This is a genomic window from Bosea sp. PAMC 26642, from assembly GCF_001562255.1.
Classification (GTDB): domain Bacteria; phylum Pseudomonadota; class Alphaproteobacteria; order Rhizobiales; family Beijerinckiaceae; genus Allobosea.
Map to the genome: position 1 here is coordinate 2940794 of NZ_CP014301.1, position 25223 is coordinate 2966016.

The 25223-nt window shown below is 66.0% G+C and carries 24 protein-coding genes; 15 read left to right on the plus strand and 9 right to left on the minus strand.

Annotation, left to right across the window (positions count from 1 at the left end):
* Positions 1-68 precede the first annotated feature (68 nt).
* Entirely contained in the window at positions 69-563 is a 495-nt protein-coding gene (locus AXW83_RS14220; RefSeq protein WP_066620511.1) for an RNA pyrophosphohydrolase, read from the plus strand.
* Between the two features lie 48 nt (positions 564-611).
* Here AXW83_RS14220 and AXW83_RS14225 read toward each other — a convergent pair whose 3' ends face one another.
* The 5 genes from AXW83_RS14225 to AXW83_RS14245 all read right to left on the minus strand — a co-directional run bounded on the left by AXW83_RS14225 (position 612) and on the right by AXW83_RS14245 (position 5791).
* Positions 612-1025: a F0F1 ATP synthase subunit epsilon gene (locus tag AXW83_RS14225; protein WP_066614533.1), complete on the minus strand. Its 414-nt coding sequence runs from the start codon at positions 1023-1025 to the stop codon at positions 612-614.
* A 135-nt stretch (positions 1026-1160) separates the two neighbouring features.
* Positions 1161-2636, minus strand: a complete 1476-nt coding sequence (gene atpD, locus AXW83_RS14230; protein WP_066614534.1) for a F0F1 ATP synthase subunit beta — start codon at positions 2634-2636, stop codon at positions 1161-1163.
* A 77-nt stretch (positions 2637-2713) separates the two neighbouring features.
* Positions 2714-3583 (minus strand): F0F1 ATP synthase subunit gamma, encoded by an 870-nt coding sequence (locus tag AXW83_RS14235; protein WP_066614535.1) that lies wholly within the window; start codon positions 3581-3583, stop codon positions 2714-2716.
* Between the two features lie 106 nt (positions 3584-3689).
* Positions 3690-5219: a F0F1 ATP synthase subunit alpha gene (gene atpA, locus AXW83_RS14240; RefSeq protein WP_066614537.1), complete on the minus strand. Its 1530-nt coding sequence runs from the start codon at positions 5217-5219 to the stop codon at positions 3690-3692.
* On the minus strand, positions 5219-5791 hold the full coding sequence (locus AXW83_RS14245) for a F0F1 ATP synthase subunit delta (RefSeq protein WP_066614539.1): 573 nt from the start codon (positions 5789-5791) through the stop codon (positions 5219-5221). The genes atpA and AXW83_RS14245 overlap by 1 nt, the downstream gene beginning before the upstream one ends.
* Before the next feature lie 350 nt (positions 5792-6141).
* On the opposite strand from AXW83_RS14245, the gene AXW83_RS14250 reads away from it, so the two are divergent.
* Together AXW83_RS14250 and AXW83_RS14255 are read left to right on the plus strand one after the other, a co-directional pair.
* Entirely contained in the window at positions 6142-6480 is a 339-nt protein-coding gene (locus tag AXW83_RS14250) for a type II toxin-antitoxin system RelE/ParE family toxin (RefSeq protein ID WP_066614542.1), read from the plus strand.
* Positions 6481-6494: 14 nt separating this feature from the next.
* Positions 6495-6785 (plus strand): helix-turn-helix domain-containing protein, encoded by a 291-nt coding sequence (locus tag AXW83_RS14255; protein WP_066614544.1) that lies wholly within the window; start codon positions 6495-6497, stop codon positions 6783-6785.
* A gap of 21 nt (positions 6786-6806) precedes the next feature.
* Here the strand turns inward: AXW83_RS14255 and AXW83_RS14260 are convergent, their stop codons facing one another.
* Positions 6807-8993: a primosomal protein N' gene (locus AXW83_RS14260; RefSeq protein ID WP_066614545.1), complete on the minus strand. Its 2187-nt coding sequence runs from the start codon at positions 8991-8993 to the stop codon at positions 6807-6809.
* 46 nt (positions 8994-9039) lie between these two features.
* Between AXW83_RS14260 and AXW83_RS14265 the strand changes: the two genes are divergently transcribed.
* Positions 9040-9978 carry a tyrosine recombinase XerC gene (locus AXW83_RS14265; protein ID WP_236841663.1) on the plus strand — a complete coding sequence of 313 codons (939 nt, stop codon included), beginning with the start codon at positions 9040-9042 and terminating at the stop codon, positions 9976-9978.
* A 98-nt stretch (positions 9979-10076) separates the two neighbouring features.
* The gene (locus AXW83_RS14270) at positions 10077-10640 is read left to right on the plus strand and encodes a DUF4337 domain-containing protein (protein ID WP_066614547.1); all 564 of its coding nucleotides are present in this window, start codon (positions 10077-10079) and stop codon (positions 10638-10640) included.
* A 196-nt stretch (positions 10641-10836) separates the two neighbouring features.
* On the opposite strand, the gene AXW83_RS14275 is transcribed toward AXW83_RS14270, so the two are convergent.
* Positions 10837-12222: an amidase gene (locus AXW83_RS14275; RefSeq protein WP_066614550.1), complete on the minus strand. Its 1386-nt coding sequence runs from the start codon at positions 12220-12222 to the stop codon at positions 10837-10839.
* A 99-nt stretch (positions 12223-12321) separates the two neighbouring features.
* Entirely contained in the window at positions 12322-13062 is a 741-nt protein-coding gene (locus AXW83_RS14280; protein ID WP_236841664.1) for a GntR family transcriptional regulator, read from the minus strand.
* 172 nt (positions 13063-13234) lie between these two features.
* Between AXW83_RS14280 and uxaC the strand changes: the two genes are divergently transcribed.
* The 9 genes from uxaC to AXW83_RS14325 all read left to right on the plus strand — a co-directional run bounded on the left by uxaC (position 13235) and on the right by AXW83_RS14325 (position 22053).
* A complete protein-coding gene (gene uxaC / locus AXW83_RS14285; protein WP_066614551.1) occupies positions 13235-14638 on the plus strand; it encodes a glucuronate isomerase in 1404 nt (467 codons plus the stop codon).
* Positions 14635-15480, plus strand: coding sequence for a 5-dehydro-4-deoxy-D-glucuronate isomerase (kduI, locus tag AXW83_RS14290; protein WP_210179600.1), 846 nt, complete (start codon positions 14635-14637; stop codon positions 15478-15480). Before uxaC ends, kduI begins: the two co-directional genes overlap by 4 nt.
* Positions 15480-16238, plus strand: coding sequence for a 2-dehydro-3-deoxy-D-gluconate 5-dehydrogenase KduD (kduD, locus tag AXW83_RS14295; RefSeq protein ID WP_066620521.1), 759 nt, complete (start codon positions 15480-15482; stop codon positions 16236-16238). Before kduI ends, kduD begins: the two co-directional genes overlap by 1 nt.
* Positions 16235-16576: a cupin domain-containing protein gene (locus AXW83_RS14300; protein WP_066614554.1), complete on the plus strand. Its 342-nt coding sequence runs from the start codon at positions 16235-16237 to the stop codon at positions 16574-16576. Before kduD ends, AXW83_RS14300 begins: the two co-directional genes overlap by 4 nt.
* 92 nt (positions 16577-16668) lie before the next feature.
* Positions 16669-17649, plus strand: a complete 981-nt coding sequence (locus tag AXW83_RS14305) for a TRAP transporter substrate-binding protein (protein ID WP_066614556.1) — start codon at positions 16669-16671, stop codon at positions 17647-17649.
* 79 nt (positions 17650-17728) lie between these two features.
* A complete protein-coding gene (locus tag AXW83_RS14310; protein ID WP_066614559.1) occupies positions 17729-18262 on the plus strand; it encodes a TRAP transporter small permease in 534 nt (177 codons plus the stop codon).
* A 3-nt stretch (positions 18263-18265) separates the two neighbouring features.
* The gene (locus tag AXW83_RS14315; protein WP_066614561.1) at positions 18266-19546 is read left to right on the plus strand and encodes a TRAP transporter large permease; all 1281 of its coding nucleotides are present in this window, start codon (positions 18266-18268) and stop codon (positions 19544-19546) included.
* A complete protein-coding gene (locus tag AXW83_RS14320; protein WP_066614564.1) occupies positions 19543-21015 on the plus strand; it encodes a mannitol dehydrogenase family protein in 1473 nt (490 codons plus the stop codon). The genes AXW83_RS14315 and AXW83_RS14320 overlap by 4 nt, the downstream gene beginning before the upstream one ends.
* 204 nt (positions 21016-21219) lie before the next feature.
* Positions 21220-22053 carry a transporter substrate-binding domain-containing protein gene (locus AXW83_RS14325; protein ID WP_066614566.1) on the plus strand — a complete coding sequence of 278 codons (834 nt, stop codon included), beginning with the start codon at positions 21220-21222 and terminating at the stop codon, positions 22051-22053.
* Here the strand turns inward: AXW83_RS14325 and AXW83_RS14330 are convergent.
* The gene (locus AXW83_RS14330; protein ID WP_082767132.1) at positions 22020-23321 is read right to left on the minus strand and encodes an amidohydrolase; all 1302 of its coding nucleotides are present in this window, start codon (positions 23319-23321) and stop codon (positions 22020-22022) included. The genes AXW83_RS14325 and AXW83_RS14330 overlap by 34 nt on opposite strands.
* Positions 23322-23506: 185 nt before the next feature.
* On the opposite strand from AXW83_RS14330, the gene AXW83_RS14335 reads away from it, so the two are divergent.
* Positions 23507-25216, plus strand: a complete 1710-nt coding sequence (locus tag AXW83_RS14335; protein ID WP_066614567.1) for a lysine--tRNA ligase — start codon at positions 23507-23509, stop codon at positions 25214-25216.
* Positions 25217-25223 lie beyond the last annotated feature (7 nt).

The following is a 25223-nucleotide window of genomic DNA, read 5'->3' on the forward strand; positions in this document are numbered from 1 at the left end:
CAAGGGAAGCAGGGCCCACGCCCCCTGGATGCTTCGCTGCGCTCGCAATGACGTGTTAGGCGATGAGCATGACTGCTCCGCTCCCCTACCGCCCCAATGTCGGCATCGTCCTGCTCAACCGGGACGGGCTGGTCTTCGCCGGCCGTTCCCACAGTGCCGGCCCCGAGGTCATCCAGCCCGGCTTCGACTGGCAGATGCCACAAGGGGGCATTGACGCCGACGAGGAGATCGTCGCCGCCGCGCGGCGTGAACTCGCCGAGGAAACCGGCATCGAGAAGGCCTTCTTCCTCGCCGCGACGCGGGAATGGTGGGCCTACGACTTCCCGCCCTATGCCGGTCCGCCGCACCGCCTCTGCGCCTTCAGAGGCCAGAGGCAGCGCTGGGTCGCCTTCCGCTTCGACGGCTGCGACAGCGAGGTCGACATCGGCCGACCCAATGGCGACGAGCCTGCGGAATTCAGCGAATGGGCCTGGCTTCCGCTGGCTGAGATGCCAGGTCGGATCGTGCCGTTCAAGCGCCCGGTCTATGAACAGGTCGTGGCGGCCTTCGCACGGTTCGCATGAAAAAGGCCGCTTGCGCGGCCTTTGAAATTCCGGATCGGGAGAATGCGCTTACGCCGCCTTGCGGTCCGCGAACACGCCCTTGAACTCGCGCAGCTGCACCAGCACGTCGTGGAGGCGCTTGCGCTCCTCCTCGTCCTGCGCCCCGACGAGCTTGGTTTCGGCGGTCAGGATTTCGGCGTCGAGCACGACGTTGTCGACGTCCTCGATGAAGCGGCCCTGCTCGGCCAGGATCGTCGTTGAACTCTGGTTGACCTCGACGAGGCCGCCATTGACGAAGAATTCCTTGCCGTTGCTGCCATCGGTCTGGGCGAAGACGATGCCCGCTTTCAGCGTCGCGACCAGCGGCGCATGGCCGGCCAGAATGGTCATCTCCCCCTCGATCGAGGGGATGATGACGCTGACGACATCGCCCGAGAACAGGATGCGCTCGGGCGAGACGAGTTCGAACTTGAAAGTGGCCATCGTCTTTGTCTCCCTCCACCGTCATTCCGGGCGGAGCGCAGCGAAGACCCGGAATCCATCGTAAAGCGCGCGGCCTTATGATGGATCCCGGATCGGCGCGGCTGCGCCGCTTGTCCGGGATGACGGCGTATGTTGTTACGCCGCTTCGGCCGCCAGGCGCTGGGCCTTCTCGATGGCTTCGTCGATCGAGCCGACCATGTAGAAGGCGGCTTCCGGCAGGTGATCGTACTTGCCTTCGACCAGGCCCTTGAAGCCCTTGATGGTGTCTTCCAGCGCGACGAGCTTGCCCGGCGATCCCGTGAAGATTTCGGCGACGAAGAAGGGCTGCGACAGGAAGCGCTCGATCTTGCGGGCGCGGGCGACCGAGATCTTGTCTTCTTCCGAGAGCTCGTCCATTCCCAGGATCGCGATGATGTCCTGCAGCGCCTTGTAGCGCTGGAGGATCTGCTGAACCTGGCGGGCGATGGCGTAATGCTCCTCGCCGACGATCGCGGCCGACAGCATGCGCGAGGTCGAGTCGAGCGGGTCCACCGCCGGGTAGATGCCCTTTTCGGCAATCGAACGCGACAGCACGGTCGTGGCGTCAAGGTGAGCGAAGGAGGTCGCGGGCGCCGGGTCGGTCAGATCGTCGGCGGGGACGTAGATCGCCTGCACCGAGGTGATCGAGCCCTTGTTGGTGGTGGTGATGCGCTCCTGCAGGTTGCCCATGTCGGTGGCGAGCGTCGGCTGATAGCCCACCGCCGACGGGATGCGCCCAAGCAGCGCCGACACTTCCGAGCCCGCCTGCGTGAAGCGGAAGATGTTGTCGACGAAGAACAGCACGTCCTGGCCCTTGTCGCGGAAGTCTTCCGCCACGGTGAGGCCCGACAGCGCGACCCGCATACGGGCGCCCGGAGGCTCGTTCATCTGGCCGTAGACCAAGGCGCATTTCGAGCCTTCGCCGCCGCCCTTCTTGTTCACGCCGGACTCGATCATCTCGTGATAGAGGTCGTTGCCCTCGCGGGTGCGCTCGCCGACGCCGGCGAACACCGAATAGCCGCCATGGGCCTTCGCGACGTTGTTGATCAGCTCCATGATCAGCACGGTCTTGCCGACGCCGGCGCCGCCGAACAGGCCGATCTTGCCGCCCTTGGCGTAAGGCGCCAGCAGGTCGACGACCTTGATGCCGGTGACGAGGATCTGCGCGTCCGTCGCCTGGTCGGCATAGGACGGGGCCGGCTGGTGGATGCCGCGGGTGTTGGTGGTCAGGATCGGGCCGGCCTCGTCGACCGGCTCGCCGATGACGTTCATGATGCGGCCGAGGCACTCGTCGCCGACCGGAACCATGATCGGAGAGCCGGTGTCTGTGACCGACTGGCCGCGGACCAGACCCTCGGTCGAGTCCATCGCGATGGTACGCACCGTGTTCTCGCCGAGATGCTGGGCGACCTCGAGAACCAGGCGGTTGCCGAGATTGTTGGTCTCGAGCGCGTTCAGGATCTCCGGCAGTTCGCCGTCGAACTGCACGTCGACGACGGCGCCAATGACCTGCGCAACGCGGCCGGTGCCGGTGTTGGCGGGCTTCTCAGCGGCGGCGTCGGTCTTGGTGGTCTTGGTTGCGGCTTTGGCCATGGTTCAAAAACCTCGATGCGCGTTCAGCTTGTCGAAATGGCCTGCGGGCTTGATGCCGCGCCGGCCGTTTAAGGCGTCTAGAGCGCTTCCGCGCCGGAGATGATCTCGATCAGTTCCTTGGTGATCATCGCCTGGCGCGAGCGGTTGTAGAGCTGCGTCTGCTTCTTGATCATCTCGCCGGCATTGCGCGTGGCGGAATCCATCGCCGACATGCGCGCGCCCTGCTCGGAGGCTGCGTTCTCCAGGATCGCCCGCAGGACCTGCACCGTGAGGTTGCGCGGCAGCAGCGTTTCCAGGATTTCGCCTTCGTCGGGCTCGTAATCATAGACCGCGTCGGTCTTGGGCGCTTCCGCCGGAATCTCGGCGGGAATGATGCGCTGCGCCGTCGGGATCTGCGAGATCACCGACTTGAACCGCGAGAAGAACAGCGTCGCGACGTCGAACTCGCCGGCGGCGAAACGCGCCAAGATGTTCTGGGCGATGCCCTCGGCATTGACGAAGCCGACCTGCTTGAAGGCGCGCAGGTCGATCACTTCGAGAATATCCTTCTCGAACTGGCGCTTCAGGATGTCATAGCCCTTCTTGCCGACGCAGATGATCTTGACCGTCTTGCCTTCGGCCTTCAGCGCATTGGCCTTGTCGCGCGCCAGACGCGCGATCGACGAGTTGAACGCGCCGCACAGGCCACGCTCGGCCGTGCAGACCACCAGCAGATGCACCTTGTCGGAACCCGTGCCGGAGATCAGCTTCGGCGCACTGGAACCCGAGACGCCGCCCGCGAGATTGGCCAGCACGGTCTCCATGCGCTCGGCATAGGGGCGCGCAGCCTCGGCCGCCGCCTGCGCCCGGCGCAGCTTGGCAGCCGCGACCATCTGCATGGCCTTGGTGATCTTCTGCGTCGCCTTCACGGAAGCGATGCGGTTTCGTAGGTCCTTAAGGGACGGCATCCGGTCTTGATCCCCTACCCGTCATTGCGAGGAGCGCAGCGACGAAGCAATCCAGAAGGTCTGCGCAGCGAGGCTGGATTGCTTCGCTGCGCTCAGCTCATGACGATCAGCTGAACGACTTCGCGTAATCCGTGACGAGATCCTTCAGCTTCGCGGCGTTCGCGTCCGAAAGATCCTTGGTCTTGCCGATCTCGTTGAGCAGGTCGACATGCTTGCCGCGCACCAGCGCCAGCAGCCCGTCCTCGAAGGCGCGGACCTTGTTGACCGGAATCGGGTCGAGATAGCCGTTGACGCCGGCATAGATCACGACCGTCTGCTCCTCCATCTTCAGCGGCGAGAACTGCGCCTGCTTGAGGAGTTCGGTCAGGCGGGCGCCGCGGTTGAGCAGGCGCTGGGTGACCGCGTCGAGGTCGGAGCCGAACTGGGCGAAGGCGGCCATTTCGCGATACTGGGCGAGTTCGCCCTTGATCTTGCCGGCGACCTTCTTGGTCGCCTTGGTCTGCGCGGCCGAGCCGACGCGCGACACCGAGAGGCCGACGTTCACGGCCGGTCGGATGCCCTGGTAGAACAGGTCAGTCTCAAGGAAGATCTGGCCGTCGGTGATCGAGATCACGTTGGTCGGGATGTAGGCCGAGACGTCATTGGCCTGGGTCTCGATGACCGGCAGCGCGGTCAGCGAGCCGTTGCCGGCCTCGTCGCCCATCTTGGCGGCGCGCTCCAGCAGGCGGGAATGGAGATAGAACACGTCGCCGGGATAGGCCTCGCGGCCCGGCGGGCGGCGCAGCAAGAGCGACATCTGGCGATAGGCGACGGCCTGCTTAGACAGATCGTCATAAATGATCACGGCATGCATGCCGTTGTCGCGGAAATACTCGCCCATGGCGCAGCCGGCGAAGGGCGCCAGGAACTGCATCGGGGCGGCGTCGGAGGCTGTCGCAGCGACGACGATGGAATATTCCAGCGCGCCGCGCTCTTCGAGCACCTTCACGAACTGGGCGACGGTCGAACGCTTCTGGCCGATCGCGACATAGACGCAATACAGCTTCTGGTTCTCGTCGGTGCCTTCGTTATTGGCCTTCTGGTTCAGGATCGTGTCGAGCGCCACGGCGGTCTTGCCGGTCTGGCGGTCGCCGATGATCAGCTCGCGCTGGCCGCGGCCGATCGGGATCAGGGCGTCGATCGCCTTGAGGCCGGTCGCCATCGGCTCATGCACCGACTTGCGCGGGATGATGCCGGGCGCCTTGACGTCGACGCGCGAGCGCTGGGTCGCCTTGATCGGGCCCTTGCCGTCGATCGGATTGCCGAGCGCATCGACGACGCGGCCGAGCAGTTCCTTGCCGACCGGCACGTCGACGATCGCGCCGGTGCGCTTGACCGTCTGGCCTTCCTTGATCTCGCGGTCGGAACCGAAGATCACGACGCCGACATTGTCGCTCTCGAGGTTGAGCGCCATGCCGCGCACGCCGCTCTCGAATTCGACCATCTCGCCGGCCTGAACCTTGTCGAGGCCGTAGACACGGGCGATACCGTCGCCGACGGAGAGAACCTGGCCGACCTCGGTGACCGAAGCCTCCGAACCGAAGTTCGAAATCTGGGCCTTCAGGATCGCGGAGATTTCAGCGGGGCGGATTTCCATCAGCCGACCTCTTTCATGGCAAGACGAATTGAATTGAGTTTGGTTTTCAGCGAGGCATCGACCATGCGGGAGCCCATCTTGACGACGAGCCCGCCGATCAGCGCCGGATCGACCTTGACGCGCAAATCGACATCCTTGCCGGCGACGCCCTTGAGCGCAGCCTTGATCTCGTCGAGCCGCTTGGGCGTCGGCGCCTCGGCGACGGTGACTTCGGCGCTGACGATGCCGCGCGCCTCGGCGACGAGGTTCTTGTAGCCCTGGATCATACCCGGCAATGCGAACAGCCGGCGCTTGCTGGCGACGAGGCCGATGAACTTGCCAGCCCAGCCGCCGATCGCGGCCTTCGCCAGCACGGCGTTGATCGCGGCCGTCTGCTCCTCGGCCGAAAAGGCGGGGCTTTCGATCAGCCGGCGCAGATCGGCGCTCTCGGCGAGCATGGCGGTGACGGTATCGAGATCGGCCGAGACGGCGTCGATGGCGTTGGCCTCGCTCGCCAGTTCGAAGAGCGCCGTGGCGTAGCGCCCGGCGACGCCCGAAACCAGTGTCCGATCCTGCGATCCGCCTTCAGCCACGCGTCACGTCTCTCGTTTCAAGGAACCGCACCGGCGACCCTCTTTTCGAGGGCGGAGTGCATCGTCCCGGCGCTGCGATGTATCCCGTAGAGCAAAAGGCGAGCAAGGGCGCCTTTCGTCCGAAATGTGGCGGTGCACTAGCATGTGGTTTGGGGGTGCGCAACCCGAAGCGGCCATGGGAGGCCCGTCAGTTCAAATCTCTGACTGACCCTCGAAAGGCAATGTCGGCTGCCATGACGGATCACTCAACCGCAAGATGCGCGTTCTTGAACGCGGCTTGTCTCGATGAACCGTATATGGTACGAATTGGACTATATCAGGCTCGACATTCAGCGCCGGACTTTCCACCCGTGCACAACGTTCGATTTTATAAAACAGGTTCAGGACGTGAATTGGTTCTGGAGTGGATCAAGTCTCTCAACCTCTCCGATCGAAAGGTCATCGGTGAAGATCTGCGGATGGTCCAGATCGGTTTTCCCATAGGCCTGCCGCTCTGTGACAATCTGGGCGCCGGGCTTTGGGAAGTTCGAAGCTCCCTCCCCTCGAAACGCGAGGCGCGGCTGATCTTCTTCCATGCCAGTGCATACAAGGCGCTCGTCGTCGTTCATGGCTTCATCAAGAAGACGCAGAAGACCCCTCCTGCCGACATCGATCTCGCACGCAAGCGCATGCGCGAATTTCAGGATTGAGAAGGATTGCGATCATGAGCAGCGACAGACGCTCCGTCGATGAACTCACGACCCTCGACCAATGGCTCGACGAGGAAGGGACCAATCAAGAGGTGACCTTTCGGGCGATCAAGCGCGTCATCGCGCTCCAGCTCGACATGGAGATGCGCATGAAACGACTGACCAAGACCGAGCTGGCGCGGCGCATGAACACCAGCCGCTCGCAGGTCGAGCGCGTGCTCGATCCCGAGCGCGACGTCGGCCTCGACACATTGAGCCGCGCGGCGAGGGTTATGGGTCGAACCTTGCGCCTCGAACTGGCCTGAGCGGCATCATGTCGCTGGCTGCTACAGGAAACTCTGCGGGTCGACATCGATCGCCACGCGCACCGACCCCTTCGGCTTCGGAGCCCGTTTGATCCAGACCCGCAGATAGTCCTGCAGGTTCACCTCGCGTGGTGTCTTGACGATCAGTCTCATGCGGTGGCGCCCGCGCAGCACGGCCAGCGGCGCTTCGGCCGGTCCGAGCACATACACGCCCTCCGGCGGCTCGGCGCAGCGCGCCAGCGCGCGGGCATGGCCCTCGGCCTCGGCCTGCGTATTGGCGGAGACGATCAACGCCGCCAGCCGCCCGAAAGGCGGCAGCCCGGCGGCTTCCCGGGAGGCCGTCTCGGCCGCATAGAAGCGCTCGGGATCGCCCGAGATCAGCGCCTTCAGCACCGGGTGCGTCGGATCATGCGTCTGCAGCAGCGCCCGGCCCGGCCGTTCGCCGCGTCCGGCTCGGCCCGTCACCTGCCGCAGCACCTGGAAGGTGCGTTCGGCCGCGCGCGGATCGCCCGAGGTCAGGCCGAGATCGGCATCGATCACCCCGACCAGCGTCATGCCCGGGAAGTTATGGCCCTTGGCCACGAGCTGCGTGCCGATGACGATGTCGAATTCGCCGTTCGCCACTGCCATCAGCTCGGTCTTCAGCCGCTCCGTGCCGCCGGGAAAATCGCTGGACAGCACGATCGAGCGCGCCTGCGGGAACAGCGTCGCCACCTCCTCGGCCAACCGCTCGACGCCCGGCCCGCAGGCGGTGAGGCTGTCAGCGGCATGGCATTGCGGGCATTCATGCGGGCGGCGCTCGACATGGCCGCAATGATGGCAGACCAGAGCCCGCCGGAAGCGGTGATCGACCAGCCAGGCCGAGCAATTGGGGCACTGGAAGCGGTGCCCGCAGTCGCGGCACAGCGTCAGCGGCGCATAGCCGCGCCGGTTCAGGAACAGCAACGACTGCTCGCCGGCCTCCAGATTGTCCTGCACGGCCTTGACCAGCGCACCAGAGAGCCAGCGCCCGCGCTCGGGCTTGTCGCGGCGCAGATCGACCAGCCCGAGCGTCGGCAAGGTGCGCCCGCCGAAGCGCTCCGGCAGCTTGAGATGGACGTAGCGGCCGCGCTCGGCATTGACGCGCGTCTCCAGCGAGGGCGTCGCCGAAGTCAGGATGACAGGCGCATTCTCGATGCGCCCGCGCACCACCGCCATGTCGCGGGCATGGTAGCTGACGCCGTCCTCCTGCTTGTAGGCGGCCTCGTGCTCCTCATCGACGACGATCAGGCCGAGATCCTTGTAAGGCAGGAACAGCGCCGAGCGCGCTCCGGCCACGACCTTCGCCTCGCCGCTGGCGATGGCCGCCTGCAGCCGCTCGCGCTTGCGCCCGGTCACCGCCGAATGCCACAGCCCCGGCCTGACGCCGAAGCGCGCCTCGAAACGGTCGATGAACTGCGCGGTGAGCGCGATTTCCGGCATCAGGATCAGGCTCTGGCGGCCCTGCCGGATCGCCTGCGCCACCGCCTCGAAATAGACCTCGGTCTTGCCCGAACCGGTGACGCCTTCGAGCAGGGTGACGCCATAGATCCCCGCCTTGACCGAGGCGACGAGCGCAGCCGCCGCCACCGACTGGTCGTCCGAGAGCGCCGGCTGCGCATGATCGGGATCGGGAATCGCGGCAATGGCCTCGCGGGACAGCGCCTCGACCGAGAAGGTACCGGCATCGACCAGCGAATCGATCACCGCCGTGCCGACGGAGGCCGCCTCGGCCAGCGCCGATTTTCCGATCAGCAGCCCGCCTTCGGCCGCCGCGATCGCCCTTGCGCGGGCCGGCGTCATGCGCTGTGGCGGCGGCCCGATCAGCCGGACGCCGAGCTTCGGTCGCTCCGGCGTCGCATCGGGCGGGCGGCGCAAAGCCAGCGCCAGCACGGAGCCCTTCGGCGCCAGCGTATACCACGCCACCCAGTCGACCAGCTTCATCAGCGCGGCGTCGAGCGGCGGCATGTCGAGCTTGCCGACGACTTTCTTGAGGTTGCCGCCGCGCCCCGAACCCAGGCTCCAGACCACGCCGACGGTCTCGCGAGGCCCGAGCGGCACCTGCACGACATCGCCCCGCGCAAGCGCCATGCCCGGCGGGATGGCATAGCTGTAGGCCTGGTCGAGCCCGAGCGGGATCAGCACATCGGCCGTGTCGCCGCTCTCCGTCGATGTCTCCGCTTCGCTCATGGCGCGTGTCTAGCATCGATTCGGAGCCTGTTAAGGCAGGAGCGTCATGCTCGCGCCCATGACCGACCTCGATGCCCTCCGCCGCGACTGGCTCGCCCATCTCGCTTATGAGCGCCGGCTCTCGCCAAAAACGCTCGAAGCCTATGGCCGCGATCTCGGCCAGTTCACGGCCTTCCTGGAGGGTCATCTCGACGGCACACCCTCGCTCGCCGACATCGCGGCGCTGAAGCCCTTCGACCTGCGCGCCTTTCTCGGCCAGCGCCGTCGCGAGGGTGTCGGCAACCGCACCCTGATGCGCCAGCTCGCGAGCCTTCGCTCTTTCGCCCGCTTCGGCGAACGCACCGGCAAGCTGACGGCCGCCGCCTTTGCCGCGACGCGCGGCCCGCGCATCGGCAAATCCCTGCCGCGTCCGCTCGACGCGCGCGCCGCCAAGGCGGTCACGCAGACCGATATCCGCGCCGGCGAGGAACGCGAGGCCTGGGTCCTGGCTCGCGATGCCGCGGTGCTGGCGCTGCTCTATGGCTGCGGCCTGCGCATCTCAGAAGCGCTGTCGCTCACCCGTGAACAGGCTCCGACCAGTGCCGGTGATACGCTGACCGTCATCGGCAAGGGCCAGAAGACGCGCATGGTCCCGGTACTGCCGGCCGTCGTCACGGCGATTGCAGAATACATCGCGCTCTGCCCCTGGCGCCTGCCGCCGGACGGGCCGCTCTTCCTCGGCGTCAAGGGCGGCCAGCTGTCGCCACGCATCATCCAACTCGCGGTCGAGGGCCTGCGCGGCGCACTCGGCCTGCCCTCATCGGCGACGCCGCATTCGCTGCGCCACTCCTTCGCCACGCATCTGCTCGGACGCGGCGGCGATCTTCGCGCCATCCAGGAGCTTCTCGGCCACGCCTCGCTTTCGACAACGCAGATCTACACGAAGATCGATTCGGCCCGCCTGATGGCGGCGTACGACGCCGCCCATCCGCGCGCCGGCCGTTGAGTGCGCCGGACTAGGCGCTGGCTCGATTTCGCCCCGCTTGATTTCGCCATGCAACAAGGTCATTCCCGCCCTGCGATTTACAGGGGGCGAATCAGATAATGGCTACGGCAGCGACCGACATCACCGAAGGCGGCAACCAGCGCGTCGGGCTGCTCATCGCCGTGCTCGCGCTGATGCTCGCCTTCTCCGAGATCGGCGGCAAGAACGCTGAGCAGGATGCACTGGCCAAGAATGTCGAGGCCTCGAATCTCTGGGCCTTCTTCCAGGCCAAGACCATCCGCGGCACCACGTTGCGCACAGCGGCCGAGGCGATGGAGGTCGATCTGGCCGCAGCGACCGACCCCACCAGCCGCGAGCGCCTGCAGAAGCGCATCGATGGCTGGAAGGCGACGATCGCCCGCTACGAATCCGAGCCCGAGACCAATGAGGGTCGCAAAGAGCTGATCGTGCGCGCCAAGGCGGCCGAAGCCCAGCGCGACATCTCCAGCGCCCGCGACGACAAATACGATATCGTCTCCGGTCTGTTGCAGATCGCGATCGTGATCTCCTCGGCCGCGATCATCACGGGCATCGGTCTGCTCGCCTGGACCGGCGGAGTGCTGGGTCTGGCCGCCCTGGCCCTGATGTTCGTCGCCCAGCTGGCGCCGACGGCCCTGTTCTGAAGCGTCGGAATCGATAAGGGCTAGCGTCCGACAGGAAGCTTTTGCCTGTGCCATCGAAACACGCCGTCATCCCGGACGCAGCGAAGCGGAAATCCGGGATCCATGCCGGAACCGTTCCGGAATGAATCCCGGGTCAAGCCCGGGGATGACAGCGCATTTTACGGGGCGAGATATGCCAATTCAGAACGCATGCTGACTACGCCAAGCGCGGCCAAGGCACGTCGCCGCCGCGCAGCATCTCCCACGCCTTCGCCATCCGCAGCACACCAAGATCGTCGAAGCGGCGCCCCGTGATCTGCAGGCCGATCGGCAGCCCTCCCTTGGTCAGCCCGGCATGGACCGAGACCGACGGCTGGTCGGACATGTTGGCAGGCAGCGTGAAGCAGATGTGCTCGAACGGCTTGTCGGGGTCGTGGATCGGCGAGGCCAGTTCGGCGGGATAGCTCGGCACCGGCGCCACCGGCGACAGCACGAAATCGAAGGGCGCGCTCTGCTTCAGCGCCGCGTCCTTGATGGCCAGCATCTGGCTCATGCCGCGATACACGCGCTCGCCCGAAAGCGCCTCGCCGCGCCTCGCCCATTCGAAGATATAGGGCAGCACCTTGGCCTGCTTCTCCGGCGTCAGCGCGCCGATATCGGCCCAGGCGCGCTGGCTCCAGAAATCGTCGAGCCCGTCCAGCATCTCCCGGGTCAGGAAGGCCGGCGCCTCCTCGACGATGGCGCCAGCCGCCTCGAAGGCCTTCGCCGCCGCCTCGATCGCGGCCCTCGTCTCCGGCTCGACCGCGATGCCGATGCCGGGGTCGAGCTGTAGGCCGATTGTCACGCCCTTCAGATCGAGATCGAGCGAGAGCCAGTCGATCTCCTGAAACGGCAGGCTCATGCCGTCGCGCGAATCCGGCTTTGAAATCTCCCGCATCATCAGCGCCGCATCGGCCACCGTGCGCGTCATCGGCCCGGCGACGCGGCCGTAATAGCTCGGATCGATCGGCACGCGCCCGAAGCTCGGCTTCAGGCCGACGAGCCCACACCAGCCGGCAGGCAGGCGGACCGAGCCGCCGATATCGGTCCCGATATGCAAAGGCCCGTAGCCGGCGGCGCCCGCAGCGCCCGCACCCGCCGATGACCCGCCCGGATTCTTCGACAGATCCCACGGATTGCGCGCGAGTTCGTGAAAACTGGAGAGCCCCGACGACAGCATCCCGTAATCGGGCATCGTCGTCTTGGCGAGCATGACGAAACCCGCTTCACGCAGCCGAGCCGCGACGGGCGCATCCTCGGGCATCGGCACGAGATCGCGTGCCGCCGTGCCGATCGGCATCGGCGTGCCTTTGGTTGCGATGTTTTCCTTGATCGTGCCGGGCACACCGTCGAGCGGCAGCTCCTCTCCCTTCGACCACCGCCCCTCGGATGCCCGCGCCGCGGCACGTGCAGCCACGGGGTCATAGGCGTAGAGCGCTTTGACCTTGGGCTCGCAGGCCTCGATCCGGGCGATGACCGCGTCCGTCACCTCGACGGGAGACAGCGCCTTGCTGCGATAGGCCTCGAGCATCTCGGCAGCGCTCAGGTCAGCAGGGTTGGTCATCGGTCGGCCTCGTCCTGAAAGCGGTGAAGCGCGATGCGCCGCGCAGCCCACAACACGCATTGTCGGCGTCTCTAGCAAGCCGCGCGCCGCGCAGGTCGCTCAGGCGAAATAGTCGGGATGCGTGGCGCGCAGATGCAGAAGGTCCGGCAGCAGGGTGCCCAGATGTTTGCGCATCGCGGCCTGCGCCGCCGGCCCGTCCCGCCGCCTCACCGCATCGACGATGGACAGGTGCTCGCGGATCACCATCGCCATGCGGCCAGGAACCGGCAGCGTCATCCGCCGGCAGCGGTCGATCTGGCTCTTGGCGGCCTGCGCGAGCTTCCAGATGCCGGGATAGCCGGCCGACATGGCGAGCGTTTCGTGGAAGACTTCGTCCTCGAGATGGAAACGCTCCTGATCGCCGTCGTCGAAGGCCACATGCTGGCGCGCGATCACAGCGTCCAGCCCCGCGATGATCTCGGGCGTCGCAATCCCGGCGACCAGCTCGACCGTCGCGCATTCCAGCGCCTGCCGAATGAACACGGCCTCTGGAATGGCCTCCACCGGAATGCGGGCGACGAAGGTCCCGGCCTGCGGGAACACCTCGACCAGCCCCTCCTCGCGCAGCTTGATCAGCGCCTCGCGCACCGGCGTTCGGCTCAGCCCGAATCGCGCGGTCAGATCCTTTTCGACCAGCGCGGAACCCGGCGGGATCTGCATCGCCAGGATCGCCTGCCGCAAGGCGTCCTGCACGACGGAAGCTGCCGTCGACCGGGTCGGCGCCGCCATGCCCCGGCGCTGGGGGCGTCGCTCGCTGCGAAGCGGGCCGGGCGCCTCTTGCCCGAAAATCTGATCCGCCATCGCCTCGGCCCCGTCCACTCGCGATTCTCGTTCGTACGCAGCCTCGCACAAACACAGTCGCTGTCGACTAAAGCGCTACCATGCAGCCCTTTGACAAGCTAGTATATTAGTATATTCATCGCGCCCAGTCGCCTACGCCGCGCCGTCTTGCGGCCAAAGGATATGCCATTCCATGCTGCTGCACGATGATCGCCTCTTTCCTGCCGAGCCCGTGACGCGGGGAATCGCGCGCCGGCTCTATGCCGGAATCCGCGATCTCCCGATCGTTTCGCCGCATGGCCACACCGACCCGCGCTGGTTCGCCGAGAACGAAGCTTTTCCCGATCCCGCGACGCTCTTTGTCAAGCCAGACCACTACATCTTCCGGATGCTCTATTCGCAGGGCGTGCCGCTGGAGAAGCTCGGCATCGCCCGCAAGGACGGCGGCAAGGTCGAGACCGATCCGCGCGCGATCTGGCGGCTCTTCGCCAGCCACTGGCCTCTGTTCCGTGGCACCCCGACCCGGCTCTGGTTCGAGCACGCGGCCGAGACGATTTTCGGCATCCATGAGCGGCTGGGCCCGGCCAATGCCGACAAGATCTACGACCGCATCGCCGAGAAGCTGGAGCAGCCCGAATTCCGGCCGCGCGCACTGTTCGAGCGCTTTAACATCGAAGCGATTTCGACCACGGAAGGCGCGCTTGATCCGCTGAAATGGCACGACATGATCAAGGCGTCGGGGTGGGACGGCAAGGTCGTCACCGCCTATCGCCCCGACAGCGTGGTCGATCCCGAATTCGAGGGCTTCGCCGCCAATCTCGACCAGTTCGGCGAGCTGACCGGCGAGGACGTCACAGGCTGGACCGGCTATCTCGCCGCCCATCGCCAGCGCCGCGCCTATTTCATGGAGCGCGGCGCGACCTCCTCCGACCACGGCCACGCCACCGCCCGAACCGCGAACCTTTCGAAAGCCGAGTGCGAGCAAATCTTCGCCAAGGTCGTGCAGGGCAAGGCGACACCCGAGGATGCCGATCTCTTCCGCGGCCAGATGCTGACCGAGATGGCGAAGATGAGCCTCGACGACGGGCTCGTCCTGCAGATCCACCCCGGCTCCTCGCGCAACCACAATCCACATCTGTTCGAGACCTTCGGCCGCGACATGGGTGCCGACATCCCGAGCCAGACCAATTACGTCACCGCGCTGAAGCCCCTGCTCGATGCCGTCGGCAACGAACCCGGCCTCACCGTCATCGCGTTCACCCTCGACGAGACCAGCTATTCGCGCGAACTCGCGCCGCTGGCCGGCCATTACCCCGCGCTGAAGCTCGGACCCGGCTGGTGGTTCCTCGATGCACCGGAGGCAATGCTGCGCTTCCGCGAACTGACCACGGAAACCGCCGGCTTCTACAACACCGTCGGCTTCAACGACGACACCCGCGCCTATCTCTCGATCCCCGCCCGCCACGACGTCGCCCGACGCTGCGACTGCGCCTATCTCGCCAAGCTCGTCGCCGAGCACAGGCTGGGCGAGGACGAGGCCGCCGAAGTCGCCCATGACCTCGCCTACCGACTGGCCAAGGAGGCCTATCGCCTGTGACCGGTACCAAGATCGACGAACGCCAGGCTGCCCATCCCCGCGATGTCCGGCGCTACGAGACGGAAACGTTGCGCGAGGATTTCCTGATCGAGCGCATCTTCGTGCCCGGCGAGGTCACGCTGACCTATAGCCACTACGACCGCATGATCGTCGGCGGCGCGACACCCTCTGCCAAGCCGCTGACGCTCGACCCGTTCGCACCGACCGGCACTCCCTTCTTCCTGGCGCGGCGCGAGCTCGGCGTCATCAATATCGGCGGTGCCGGCAGCGTCACGGTCGACGGAACAACATTCGAGTTGCCGAGTCTCGACGCGCTCTATGTCGGCCTAGGCGCCAAAGACGTCTCCTTCGCCAGCGCCGACGCCGCCAACCCCGCCAAGTTCTACCTGACAAGCGCGCCCGCCCATCGCGAGGCGCCCCACCAGCTCATCCGCCAGTCAGACGCCAATACCATCCATCTCGGCTCGTCGGAGACCTCCAACAAGCGCACCATCCGGCAATACATCATGCCCAACACCACCGGCACCAATCAGCTGGTGATGGGCATGACCGCGCTGGAGCCGGGCTCGGTCTGGAACTCGATGCCTTGCCACACCCACACCCGGCGTATGGAAGCCTATCTCTACTTCAATCTCGATCCGGCCCATCGCGTCTTCCACTTCATGGGCGAGCCGACGCAGACGCGACATTTGCTGGTCGCCAACGAGCAGGCCGTGATCGCACCGAACTGGTCGATCCATTGCGGCTGCGGCACCTCGAACTACGCTTTCGTATGGGCCATGGCCGGCGACAATGTCGAGTTCACCGACATGGACCCCGCCCCCGTGGACAGCTTGAGATGATGGCCTCGCCCTTCGACCTCACCGGCCGCAGCGCCCTGGTGACCGGCGCCAATACCGGCATCGGCCAGGGTATCGCGCTGGCGCTGGCTGAAGCGGGAGCGACCGTCGTCGCAGCCGGGCGCTCCGACATGAGCGAGACGCTGGCGCTGATCGCGGATGCCCGCGGCGCCAGTCTCGCCCTCAAGGTCGATCTGCAGCAGCAGGGCATCGCGCCGCAGGTGATCGCGCAGGCGCAAGGCCTCGCCGGCCCGCTCGACATCCTGGTCAACAACGCCGGCATCATCCGCCGCGCCGATGCGCTCGACTTCAGCGAAAGCGACTGGGACGAGGTCATGAACGTCAACCTCAAGGCGACGTTCTTCCTGGCCCAGGCCTTCGCGAAGTCGGCGGTGGAGGCGGGCCGCGGCGCCCGCATCGTCAACATCGCCTCGCTGCTCTCCTTCCAGGGCGGCATCCGCGTCGCCTCCTACACCGCCAGCAAGAGCGGATTGGCCGGTCTTACCAAGCTGCTGGCCTGCGAATGGGCGGGCAAGGGCATCAATGTGAACGCCATCGCGCCCGGCTATATCGAGAGCAACAACACGGAAGCCCTGCGTGCCGACCCCGACCGCAACGGCGCGATCCTCGCCCGCATCCCGGCTGCGCGATGGGGCAAGCCGTCCGACATCGGCGGCGCGGCCGTTTTCCTCGCAAGCGACGCCGCAGCCTACATGCACGGCGCCATTATCCCCGTCGACGGAGGCTGGCTCGCCCGATGACCGACCATCTCGATTCCTTCTTCCAGCACGATGCCGAACTCGCCTGGGAACCGACCGAACCCGGCGTCAAGCGCAAGATCATGGCCTATGGCGAGGACCTGATGGTGGTGCGCGTCGTCTTCGAGGCCGGCGCGGTCGGCAAGGCTCACCAGCACCCGCATCGCCAGGCGTCCTACGTCGAGAGCGGCAGCTTCGACGTCACGATCGACGGCAGGACCGAACGCCTGACGGCGGGCGATACCTTCTTCGTGCCGGCCGACCTCATCCACGGCGTCGTCGCCATTAAGGCCGGCCAGTTGATCGATTCCTTCACGCCCATGCGGAAGGAATTTCTCTGAAACCAGCCTGCCGGCAAGCGCCGGCAAGGCTCCCGAACGGGGCAATAACGACCGGAATAAGCCGGCGCCAACAATCGAGGGAGAGACCCATCATGATGACCAGACGCACATTGGCTGCACTTGCCGGCGCAGCCTTCTTCGCATCGTTCGCCACGGCCTCGAACGCACAAACCACGCTGCGCTCGACCGATATCCACCCGACCGACTATCCGACCGTCGAGGCCGTCCGCCACCTCAGCAAGCTTCTCGACGAGCGCACCAAGGGCCGCCTCAAGATCAACGTCTTCCACTCGGCCCAGCTCGGCAACGAGAAGGACACGATCGAGCAGACCCGCTTCGGCGTGATCGACATCAACCGCATCAATATGGGGCCGTTCAACAACCTGATCCCGGCGACGAACGTGCCGTCGCTGCCCTTCGTCTTCCGCTCCGTCGAGCACATGCGGAAGGTGATGGACGGGCCGATCGGCGACTCGATCCTCAAGGAATTCGAGAAGCACGACCTCATCGGTCTCGCCTTCTACGATTCCGGCTCGCGCTCGTTCTATAACGGCAAGCGCCCGATCAACACACCTGCCGACATGAAGGGCATGAAGATCCGCGTCCAGCAGTCGGACATGTTCGTGGCGCTCGTCGCCGCCCTCGGCGCCAACGCCACGCCGATGGCTTTCGGCGAGGTCTATTCGGCGCTGCAGACCGGCGTCATCGACGGCGCCGAGAACAACTGGCCGTCCTATGAATCGACCAAGCACTACGAGGTCTCGAAGTTCTACTCGCTGACCGAGCATTCGCTCTCACCGGAGGTGCTGGTCATCTCCAAGCGCTCCTTCGACAAGCTGTCCAAGGAAGACCAGGAGATCATGAAGGTCGCGGCGAAGGAGTCGGTTCTGAAGATGCGCGAGCTCTGGGACGCCCGCGAGAAGGCCTCGGAAGCCAAGGTCAAGGCCGGCGGCGCCGTGGTCAACGCGGTCGACAAGCAGGCATTCAGCGACGCGATGAAGCCCGTCTACGACAAGTTCGTCACGGATGCCGCGATGAAGGACCTCGTCGCCAAGATCCAGGCCGTCAAGTAACCCGCTTTTGCTGGCCGGGCACGCCCCTTGCGGTCGTTGCCCGGCTAGCTCTCCCTGTTCATCTCGTCAGGACATCTTCATGATCGGTCTCGCCCGACTGCTGACGCGCATCAATGCGCGCCTGAGCCTTTTCGCGCTGCTCGCCGCCGGGATCGGGCTTATCGCCATGACGGCCATCGTCGCCTGGACCGTGTTCGGGCGCTATATCCTGAACGCCACGCCGACCTGGGGCGAGCCGGTCTCGCTGTTCCTGATGCTCTGGTTCATTCTGCTGGGCGGCGCCGTGGGCGTGCGCGAACTCGACCATATGGGGTTCGACGTCGGCCTGCACTACACGCGTGGCAAGTGGAAGGCCGCCCTCGTCATCGCCAACGAGGCGCTGGTCACGCTCTTCGCCTTCGCCATGGTCTGGTACGGCACCGAGCTCGCCGCCAAGGTCTGGAGTGACAGGCTGCCGATGATCGGCATCTCCAAGGGCTGGGACTATGTCCCGATCATCGGCGGCGGCGCCCTGATCGCACTCTTCTCCATCGAGAAGCTGCTCCTCTTCTTCACGGGAGAGGAACTCGCTCCCATGCCGCTGAACGCCAACGGCCTTGGCGGGGAGGCCTGATCGATGGCCATCACGATCCTCTTCACATCCTTCGCCGTGCTCCTGCTGATGGGTGTGCCCGTGGCGTTCTGCCTCGGCCTCTCCTCGATGGCGACGGTGCTGTACATGGGCATTCCGCCCGTCGTCGTCTTCCAGCAGTTGTCGACCGGCATGAATGCATTCGCCATGCTGGCGATCCCGTTCTTCATCTACTCGGGCGACCTGATGATCCGCGGCGGCATCGCCGACCGCCTGATCCAGTTCGCCTCCTCGCTCGTCGGTCATCTGCGCGGCGGCCTCGGGCAGGTCAACGTCATCACCTGCACGCTTTTCGGCGGCATCTCCGGCTCGGCCGTGGCGGATGCCTCCGCCGTCGGCGGCATCATGATCCCGCAGATGGTCAAGCGCGGCTATGCCGCCGACTATGCCGTCAATGTCACGGCCAACGCCGCGATCATCGCGCTGTTGATCCCGCCCTCGCACAACATGATCATCTACTCGCTGGCGGCCGGCGGCACGATCTCGATCGCCGATCTCTTCACCGCCGGCGTCGTGCCGGGGCTGATGCTGTGCCTGGCACTGATGGTCGCGGCCTGGGCCGTCGCGGTCAGGCGCGGCTATCCCGCCGATCCCTTCCCCGGTTTCATGACGGTCGCGCGCCTCTTCGTCGTGGCGGTGCCCGGCCTGCTCCTCATCGGCATCATCTTCGGCGGCGTGCGCTCGGGCGTCTTCACCGCGACCGAATCCTCCTGCGTCGCGGTGATCTACGCATTGCTGGTGACGATCTTCGTCTACCGCGAGCTCGATCTGAAAGGCTTCACCCACGCCACACTCGGCGCTGTCCGCACCACCGCGATGGTGCTGCTCGTCATCGGCGCGGCGAGTTCCTTCGGCTGGCTGATGGCCTTCCTCGAGGTCCCAAAGGCGACCATCGAGCTGATGCAGTCGATCTCCAGCAACCCGTTGATGATCCTGCTGCTCATCAACGTCATCCTGCTGGTGCTCGGCACCTTCATGGACATGGCGCCGATGATCATCATCTGCACGCCGATCTTCCTGCCGGTGGTCAAAGCCATCGGCGTCGATCCGGTGCATTTCGGCGTGATCCTGATCCTCAACGCCGGCATCGGCCTGAACACGCCGCCGGTCGGTTCGGTCCAGTTCGTCGCCTGCGCCATCGGCAAGGTCTCGATCAGCGAGAGCATGCGCACGATCTGGCCCTTCTACGGCGCGAGCGTTGCGGTGCTGATGCTCGTGACCTACGTTCCCGCCTTCTCCCTCTGGCTGCCGGGCGTATTCCGTTGACGAGACTGACGACGAGGACGCTGTCCTCCCTTCCCGCCGCGGTTCGCCGCCCCGCCTATGACCGCGCGAACCTTTCGCCCGGCATCGTCCATCTCGGGCTCGGCGCCTTCGCGCGCGGCCACCTCTGCGAATACACCGAGGACGTGCTGGAGCGCGGCATCGGCCCCTGGGGCATCGTCGGCGCGAGCCTGCAGCGCCCCGACCAGCGTGACCGGCTGAAACCGCAGGACGGTCTCTATACCCTGCTGAAGCGCAGCCCGGCCGGCCCGGAACTGCGCATTATCAGCTGCCTGCTCGACATCATGGTCGCGCCCGAAGACCCGGCCGCGCTGATCGCGCGGATGGCTGCGCCCGAGACCCGCATCGTCTCGCTGACCGTGACCGAGAAGGGCTATTGCCACGACCCGGCGACGGGCCGCCTCAAGGCCGACCATCCCGACATCGTCCACGACCTGGCAAACCCGGACAAGCCGCGCTCGGCCATCGGTCTGCTCGTCGCAGCCCTGAAGGCGCGCCATGCCGCCGGTCTCGGACCCTTCACCGCGCTTTGCTGCGACAATCTTCCCGCCAACGGCAAGGTGCTGGCCGGCCTGGTGCGCGACTTCGCGGCGCTGCGCGACGACCGCCTCGCCGCCTGGATCGAAGCCAACGGCGCCTTTCCAGCGACCATGGTCGACCGCATCGTGCCGGCCACCACGGACGCCGACATCGCGGAGGTCGCAGGGCTGATCGGATTAGAGGACGCAGCCCCCGTCATCGGAGAGCCGTTCCGCCAATGGGCCATCCAGGACATTTTTGCCACCGGCCGCCCGAAATGGGAGGACGTCGGCGCGCAGATGGTCTCGGAGGTCGCGCCGTTCGAGTTCATGAAGCTGCGGATGCTCAACGGCGCCCATTCGAGCCTGGCCTATCTCGGCTATCTCGCCGGGCACGAAACCGTGTCGGATGCCAGCAACGACCCGGTCTTCCCCCGCTTCCTGCAGGGGCTTTGGGCCGAGATCATGCCCACCGTGCCGGCGCCGCAAGGCGTCGCTTTGCCCGACTATGCGAGCGCACTGCTCGTCCGCTTCCAGAACCCGGCCATCCGCCATCGCACCTGGCAGATCGCCATGGACGGCTCGCAGAAGCTGCCGCAGCGCCTGCTCGGCACCATCCGCGAGCGCCTGAAGGCCGGCGCCCCGATCGACCACCTCGCGCTCGGCGTCGCCGCCTGGATGGCTTACGTCTCCGGCACCGACGAGAGTGGAGCAACGATCGACGTCCGCGATCCGCTGGCAGCCGAATTCGCCGCGCGCGCGGCGAGCGCGGGACGCAACGCTGCCGCGCTGAGCACGGCCCTGCTCGGCATCGAAGCGATCTTCGGCCCCGATCTGCCGCGCGAGGAGCGCTTCACTCAGGCCGTGCAGCAGCATCTCGCGACCCTTTTCGACAACGGAGCGAAGGCGACGGCGGCCGGGTTGGCTTCGTAGAACCAACCTCTCGACATAAAACCCGGCCGTCATTCCGGGCGAAGCGAAGCGCAGACCCGGAATCCATCGTAGGGGAGCGACGGAACCTTATGATGGATTCCGGAGCTGCGCCGCTTGCCCGGAATGACGCCCGCGTTCGATGAAGCAATATCGATCTAAGACAAACCTCTTGATCGCTCACGCTACCTCGCGCCAGATGCGGCCATGATCCGCCGGCTCGCCTTCATCATCATTGCACTCTCGACATTGGCCACCGGCCACGCCACGGCGCAATCGCGTGTCACCATCCCGAATTTCTGGGACCAGCGCATCCGTCTCGACCGCCCCGAGCCCGGCCCACCGCGCGTAGTGCGCTTCCTGACCGACGACGAATACCCGCCGCTGCATTTCGCGGCCCCCGACGGGACCCTGACCGGCTTCTCGGTGGAGATCGCGCGCGCCGCCTGCGAACGGCTCGGCTGGACCTGCACGGTGCAAGCGCGACGCTTCGACACCCTGCTCGATTCGCTCGCCGAGGCGCGCGGCGACGTGCTGGCCGCCGCGATCAACCTGAACCCGCAATTGCGCGCCCGTTTTGCCGCGAGCCATCTTTATTTCCGCGGCAGCGCCCGCCTGCTCACCACGCGCGGCAACGCCCAGGCCGAGCTCGATCCACTGACCCTGCAGGGCAAGCGCGTCGCCGTCATCGGCGGCACCGCCCACCAGGCCTTCCTCGAACGGCTCATGCCGTTCGTACAGCGCCGTGAGACCGGCACGCTCCCCGGCGCGATCGAAGCCCTGCGCAGCGGCGAGGCCGAATTCGTCTTCGCCGACGGCATCGCGCTCTCGCTGCTGCTCGCCAGCAACGCCGGCGCCGAACTCGCCTTCACCGGCGGCCCCTTCCTCGAAAGCGGCTATTTCGGCGAAGGCGTCGCCTTCCTGCTGCGCAAGGACGATCCCACTTTGAAGCGCAGCCTCGACTACGCCCTCCAGACGCTCTGGGACGACGGCACCTATACAAGGCTCTATCTGAGGTTCTTCCCGGTCAGCCCGTTCTGAACAGCAACATCAACATCTCCAACACCACGCGCCGTCATTCCGGACAAGCCGCGAAGCGGCGCCGATCCGGAAGGACGGCGCTCGTCGTCTGACGTTCTGCCGACGGGCTGCACATTCAACAGCTCCCCCTCCAGCGCCTGTCGCGCCACGGCGGCAAGCCACCCCGCGGTCGCCGGCAGGATGGCGTCGTTGAAGTCGTAGCGGTCGTTGTGCAGTTCGCCGCCATCCTTCACCGGCCCGTTGCCGATCCACACATAGGCACCAGGCCGGTGCTGGAGATAGTGAGCGAAATCTTCGCCGGTGTTGCTGGCAGGCATGTCGCGGCGCACGGCAAGACCAGCGACCGCGCCGGCTGTCGCCGCGACCTCTTCTTCCAGCGGCGTATTGATCGTCGCTAGACCACCCGTAATGAACGCAACCTCGGCCCGCATCTCGAAAGTCGCGGCGATGTTCTCGGCTATCGCCTGCAGGCGCTGCAGAACGCGGTCGCGTACCGCAGGCTTGAAGGTCCGGTAGGTGCCGTTGATGAAGACGCTGGTCGGAATCTGGTTGGGTGCCAGCCCGCCATGCACCTGACCGATCGAGACGACCGCGCTCTCCATCGGATCGATGTTGCGCGAGACGATCGTCTGCAGCGCCACGATCAGATGGCCCATCGCCACGATCGGGTCGCGCGTCAGATCGGGTTTCGCGGCGTGTCCCGCCGACCCGTGCAGCGTGATGGTGAAGCGCCCGGGCTCGGCCATCACCGGTCCGCGATGCACAGCGACCGTCCCGGCTTCCAGTCCCGGCCAGTTGTGCAGTCCGAAGACGCGCTCCATCGGAAAGCGCTCGAACAACCCATCGGCGATCATGGCGCGTGCACCAGCGCCATTCTCCTCGGAGGCCTGGAACAGGAACTGCACGGTGCCGCTCCAGCTCTCGTCCTTCGCCAGCAGCGCGGCCGCGCCCAGCAGCGACACCGTGTGCCCGTCATGTCCGCAGGCGTGCATCACGTCGGCTGTGCCCGATCGATAGGGCAGGTCGTTGGCCTCATTGATCGGCAGGGCATCCATGTCGGCCCGCAGTCCGACCGAGCGGTCCGACGTACCGCGCGTCAATGTGGCGACCACGCCGTTGCCGCCGACGCCTGCGACGAACGGAATCCCCATCTCGGCCAGTTTCTCCTGCACGAAGGCGCTGGTCTGCGTCTCGTATAGCGAAAGCTCCGGATGGGCATGCAGATGACGCCGCCAGACGGTCAGCCGGTCGAGAAGAGAGCGATCCAAGGCGGTATCCTTTCAGGCATCGTCGGATGCCAGCCTATACCGACCGGCCGGTTCGACAACCGCGGCCGGCGCAGGTCGTCACGCATTGACGGCAGCCTTGCCGATCTGCGAAAGCCCCTCCCTCGTTAACTCGTAATTGAGCGATATCGTTCTGTCGTTCCTGCCTGGAGAGGACCAGCCCCGTCATGCCCGCCTTCGATCCCGCCCTTGTTGACGCCGCCCAGCGTTCGGCCGCCTGGCCGTTCGAGGAGGCGCGCAAACTCGTGGCCAGGATCGAGAAATCGGGCAAGACCGAAGTGCTGTTCGAGACCGGCTACGGACCCTCGGGCCTGCCGCACATCGGCACTTTCGGCGAGGTCGCACGCACCTCGATGGTGCGCCACGCCTTCCGCGTGCTGACGCAGGACGCAATCCCGACACGGCTGCTCTGCTTTTCCGATGACATGGACGGCATGCGCAAGATCCCCGACGGCGTGCCCGATCGAGCGTTTCTGGAGCCGCATCTGCACAAGCCGCTGACCGCGGTGCCCAACCCGTTCGGGGGCGATCACAAGAGCTTCGGCGACCACAACAACGCCATGCTGCGTCGCTTCCTCGATACCTTCGGCTTCGACTACGAATTCGCCAGCGCCACCGACTATTACAGATCCGGCAGGTTCGACGCCGCACTGATCCGCGCGGCCGAATGCTACGACCGGATCATGGCTGTGATGCTCCCGACGCTGGGCGCAGAACGCCAGGCGACCTATTCGCCCTTCCTGCCGATCTCGCCCACCACCGGCCGCGTGCTCTATGTGCCGATGAAGGCGGTCGACGCCAGGGCCGGCACCATCACCTTCGCGGATGAAGACGGCACCGAAACGACGCTGCCGGTCACCGGCGGCCATGTGAAGCTGCAATGGAAGCCCGATTTCGGGATGCGCTGGTATGCGCTCGGCGTCGATTTCGAGATGTTCGGCAAGGACCACCAGACCAACGCGCCGATCTACGACAAGATCTGCGAGATCCTGGGTGCGCCGGCGCCGCAGCACTACGTCTACGAGCTCTTCCTCGACGAGATCGGCCAGAAGATCTCCAAGTCGAAGGGCAACGGCCTGACCATCGACCAGTGGCTGACCTATGCCAGCCAGGAAAGCCTGTCGCTGTTCATGTATTCGCGCCCGCGCGAGGCCAAGAAGCTGCATTTCGACGTCATCCCGCGCGCGGCGGACGAATATCTGCAGTTCCTCAACGGCTATGAGCGCCAGGACTGGAAGAACCGTCTCGGCAACCCAGTCTGGCACATCCACGGCGGCGAGCCGCCGCAGCCGGAGGTCGTCGCCTCCGGCGAGGGCGACAATGCGGTCAGGACGCAGGTCAGCTTCGGCCTGCTGATGAACCTCGTCGCGGTGGCGAATTCCGAGGACAAGGCGGTCCTCTGGGGCTTCCTGCAGCGCTACGCACCGTCGATCTCGCCGGTCACCCATCCTCGCCTCGACGCACTCGTGGGCTACGCGATCACCTATTTCCGCGACTTCGTGAAGCCTGCGAAAAACTATCGCGCTGCCGACGAGACCGAGCGGGCAGCTTTCCTCGCTCTGGATGCAGCGCTCGCGGCGCTCCCGACGGATGCTTCGGCCGAAACCGTCCAGGACACCGCGCTCGACGTCGCCCGCGCGATCCCGCGCTACCAGAACCTCGCCGCCAAGAACGCCACGCCCGACCGTCCCGGCGTCTCCGGCGAGTGGTGGAAGGCGATCTACCAGGTGCTGTTCGGCGAGGATCAGGGCCCGCGCTTCGGCTCCTTCGTGGCGATCTATGGCATCCCCGAGACGCGAGCCCTGATCGCCAAGGCGCTGGCCGGAGATCTGGTCAGCGAGCACGCAGCCTTTGTCCAGGCGCGCAGGGCGGGATGATGCGCTC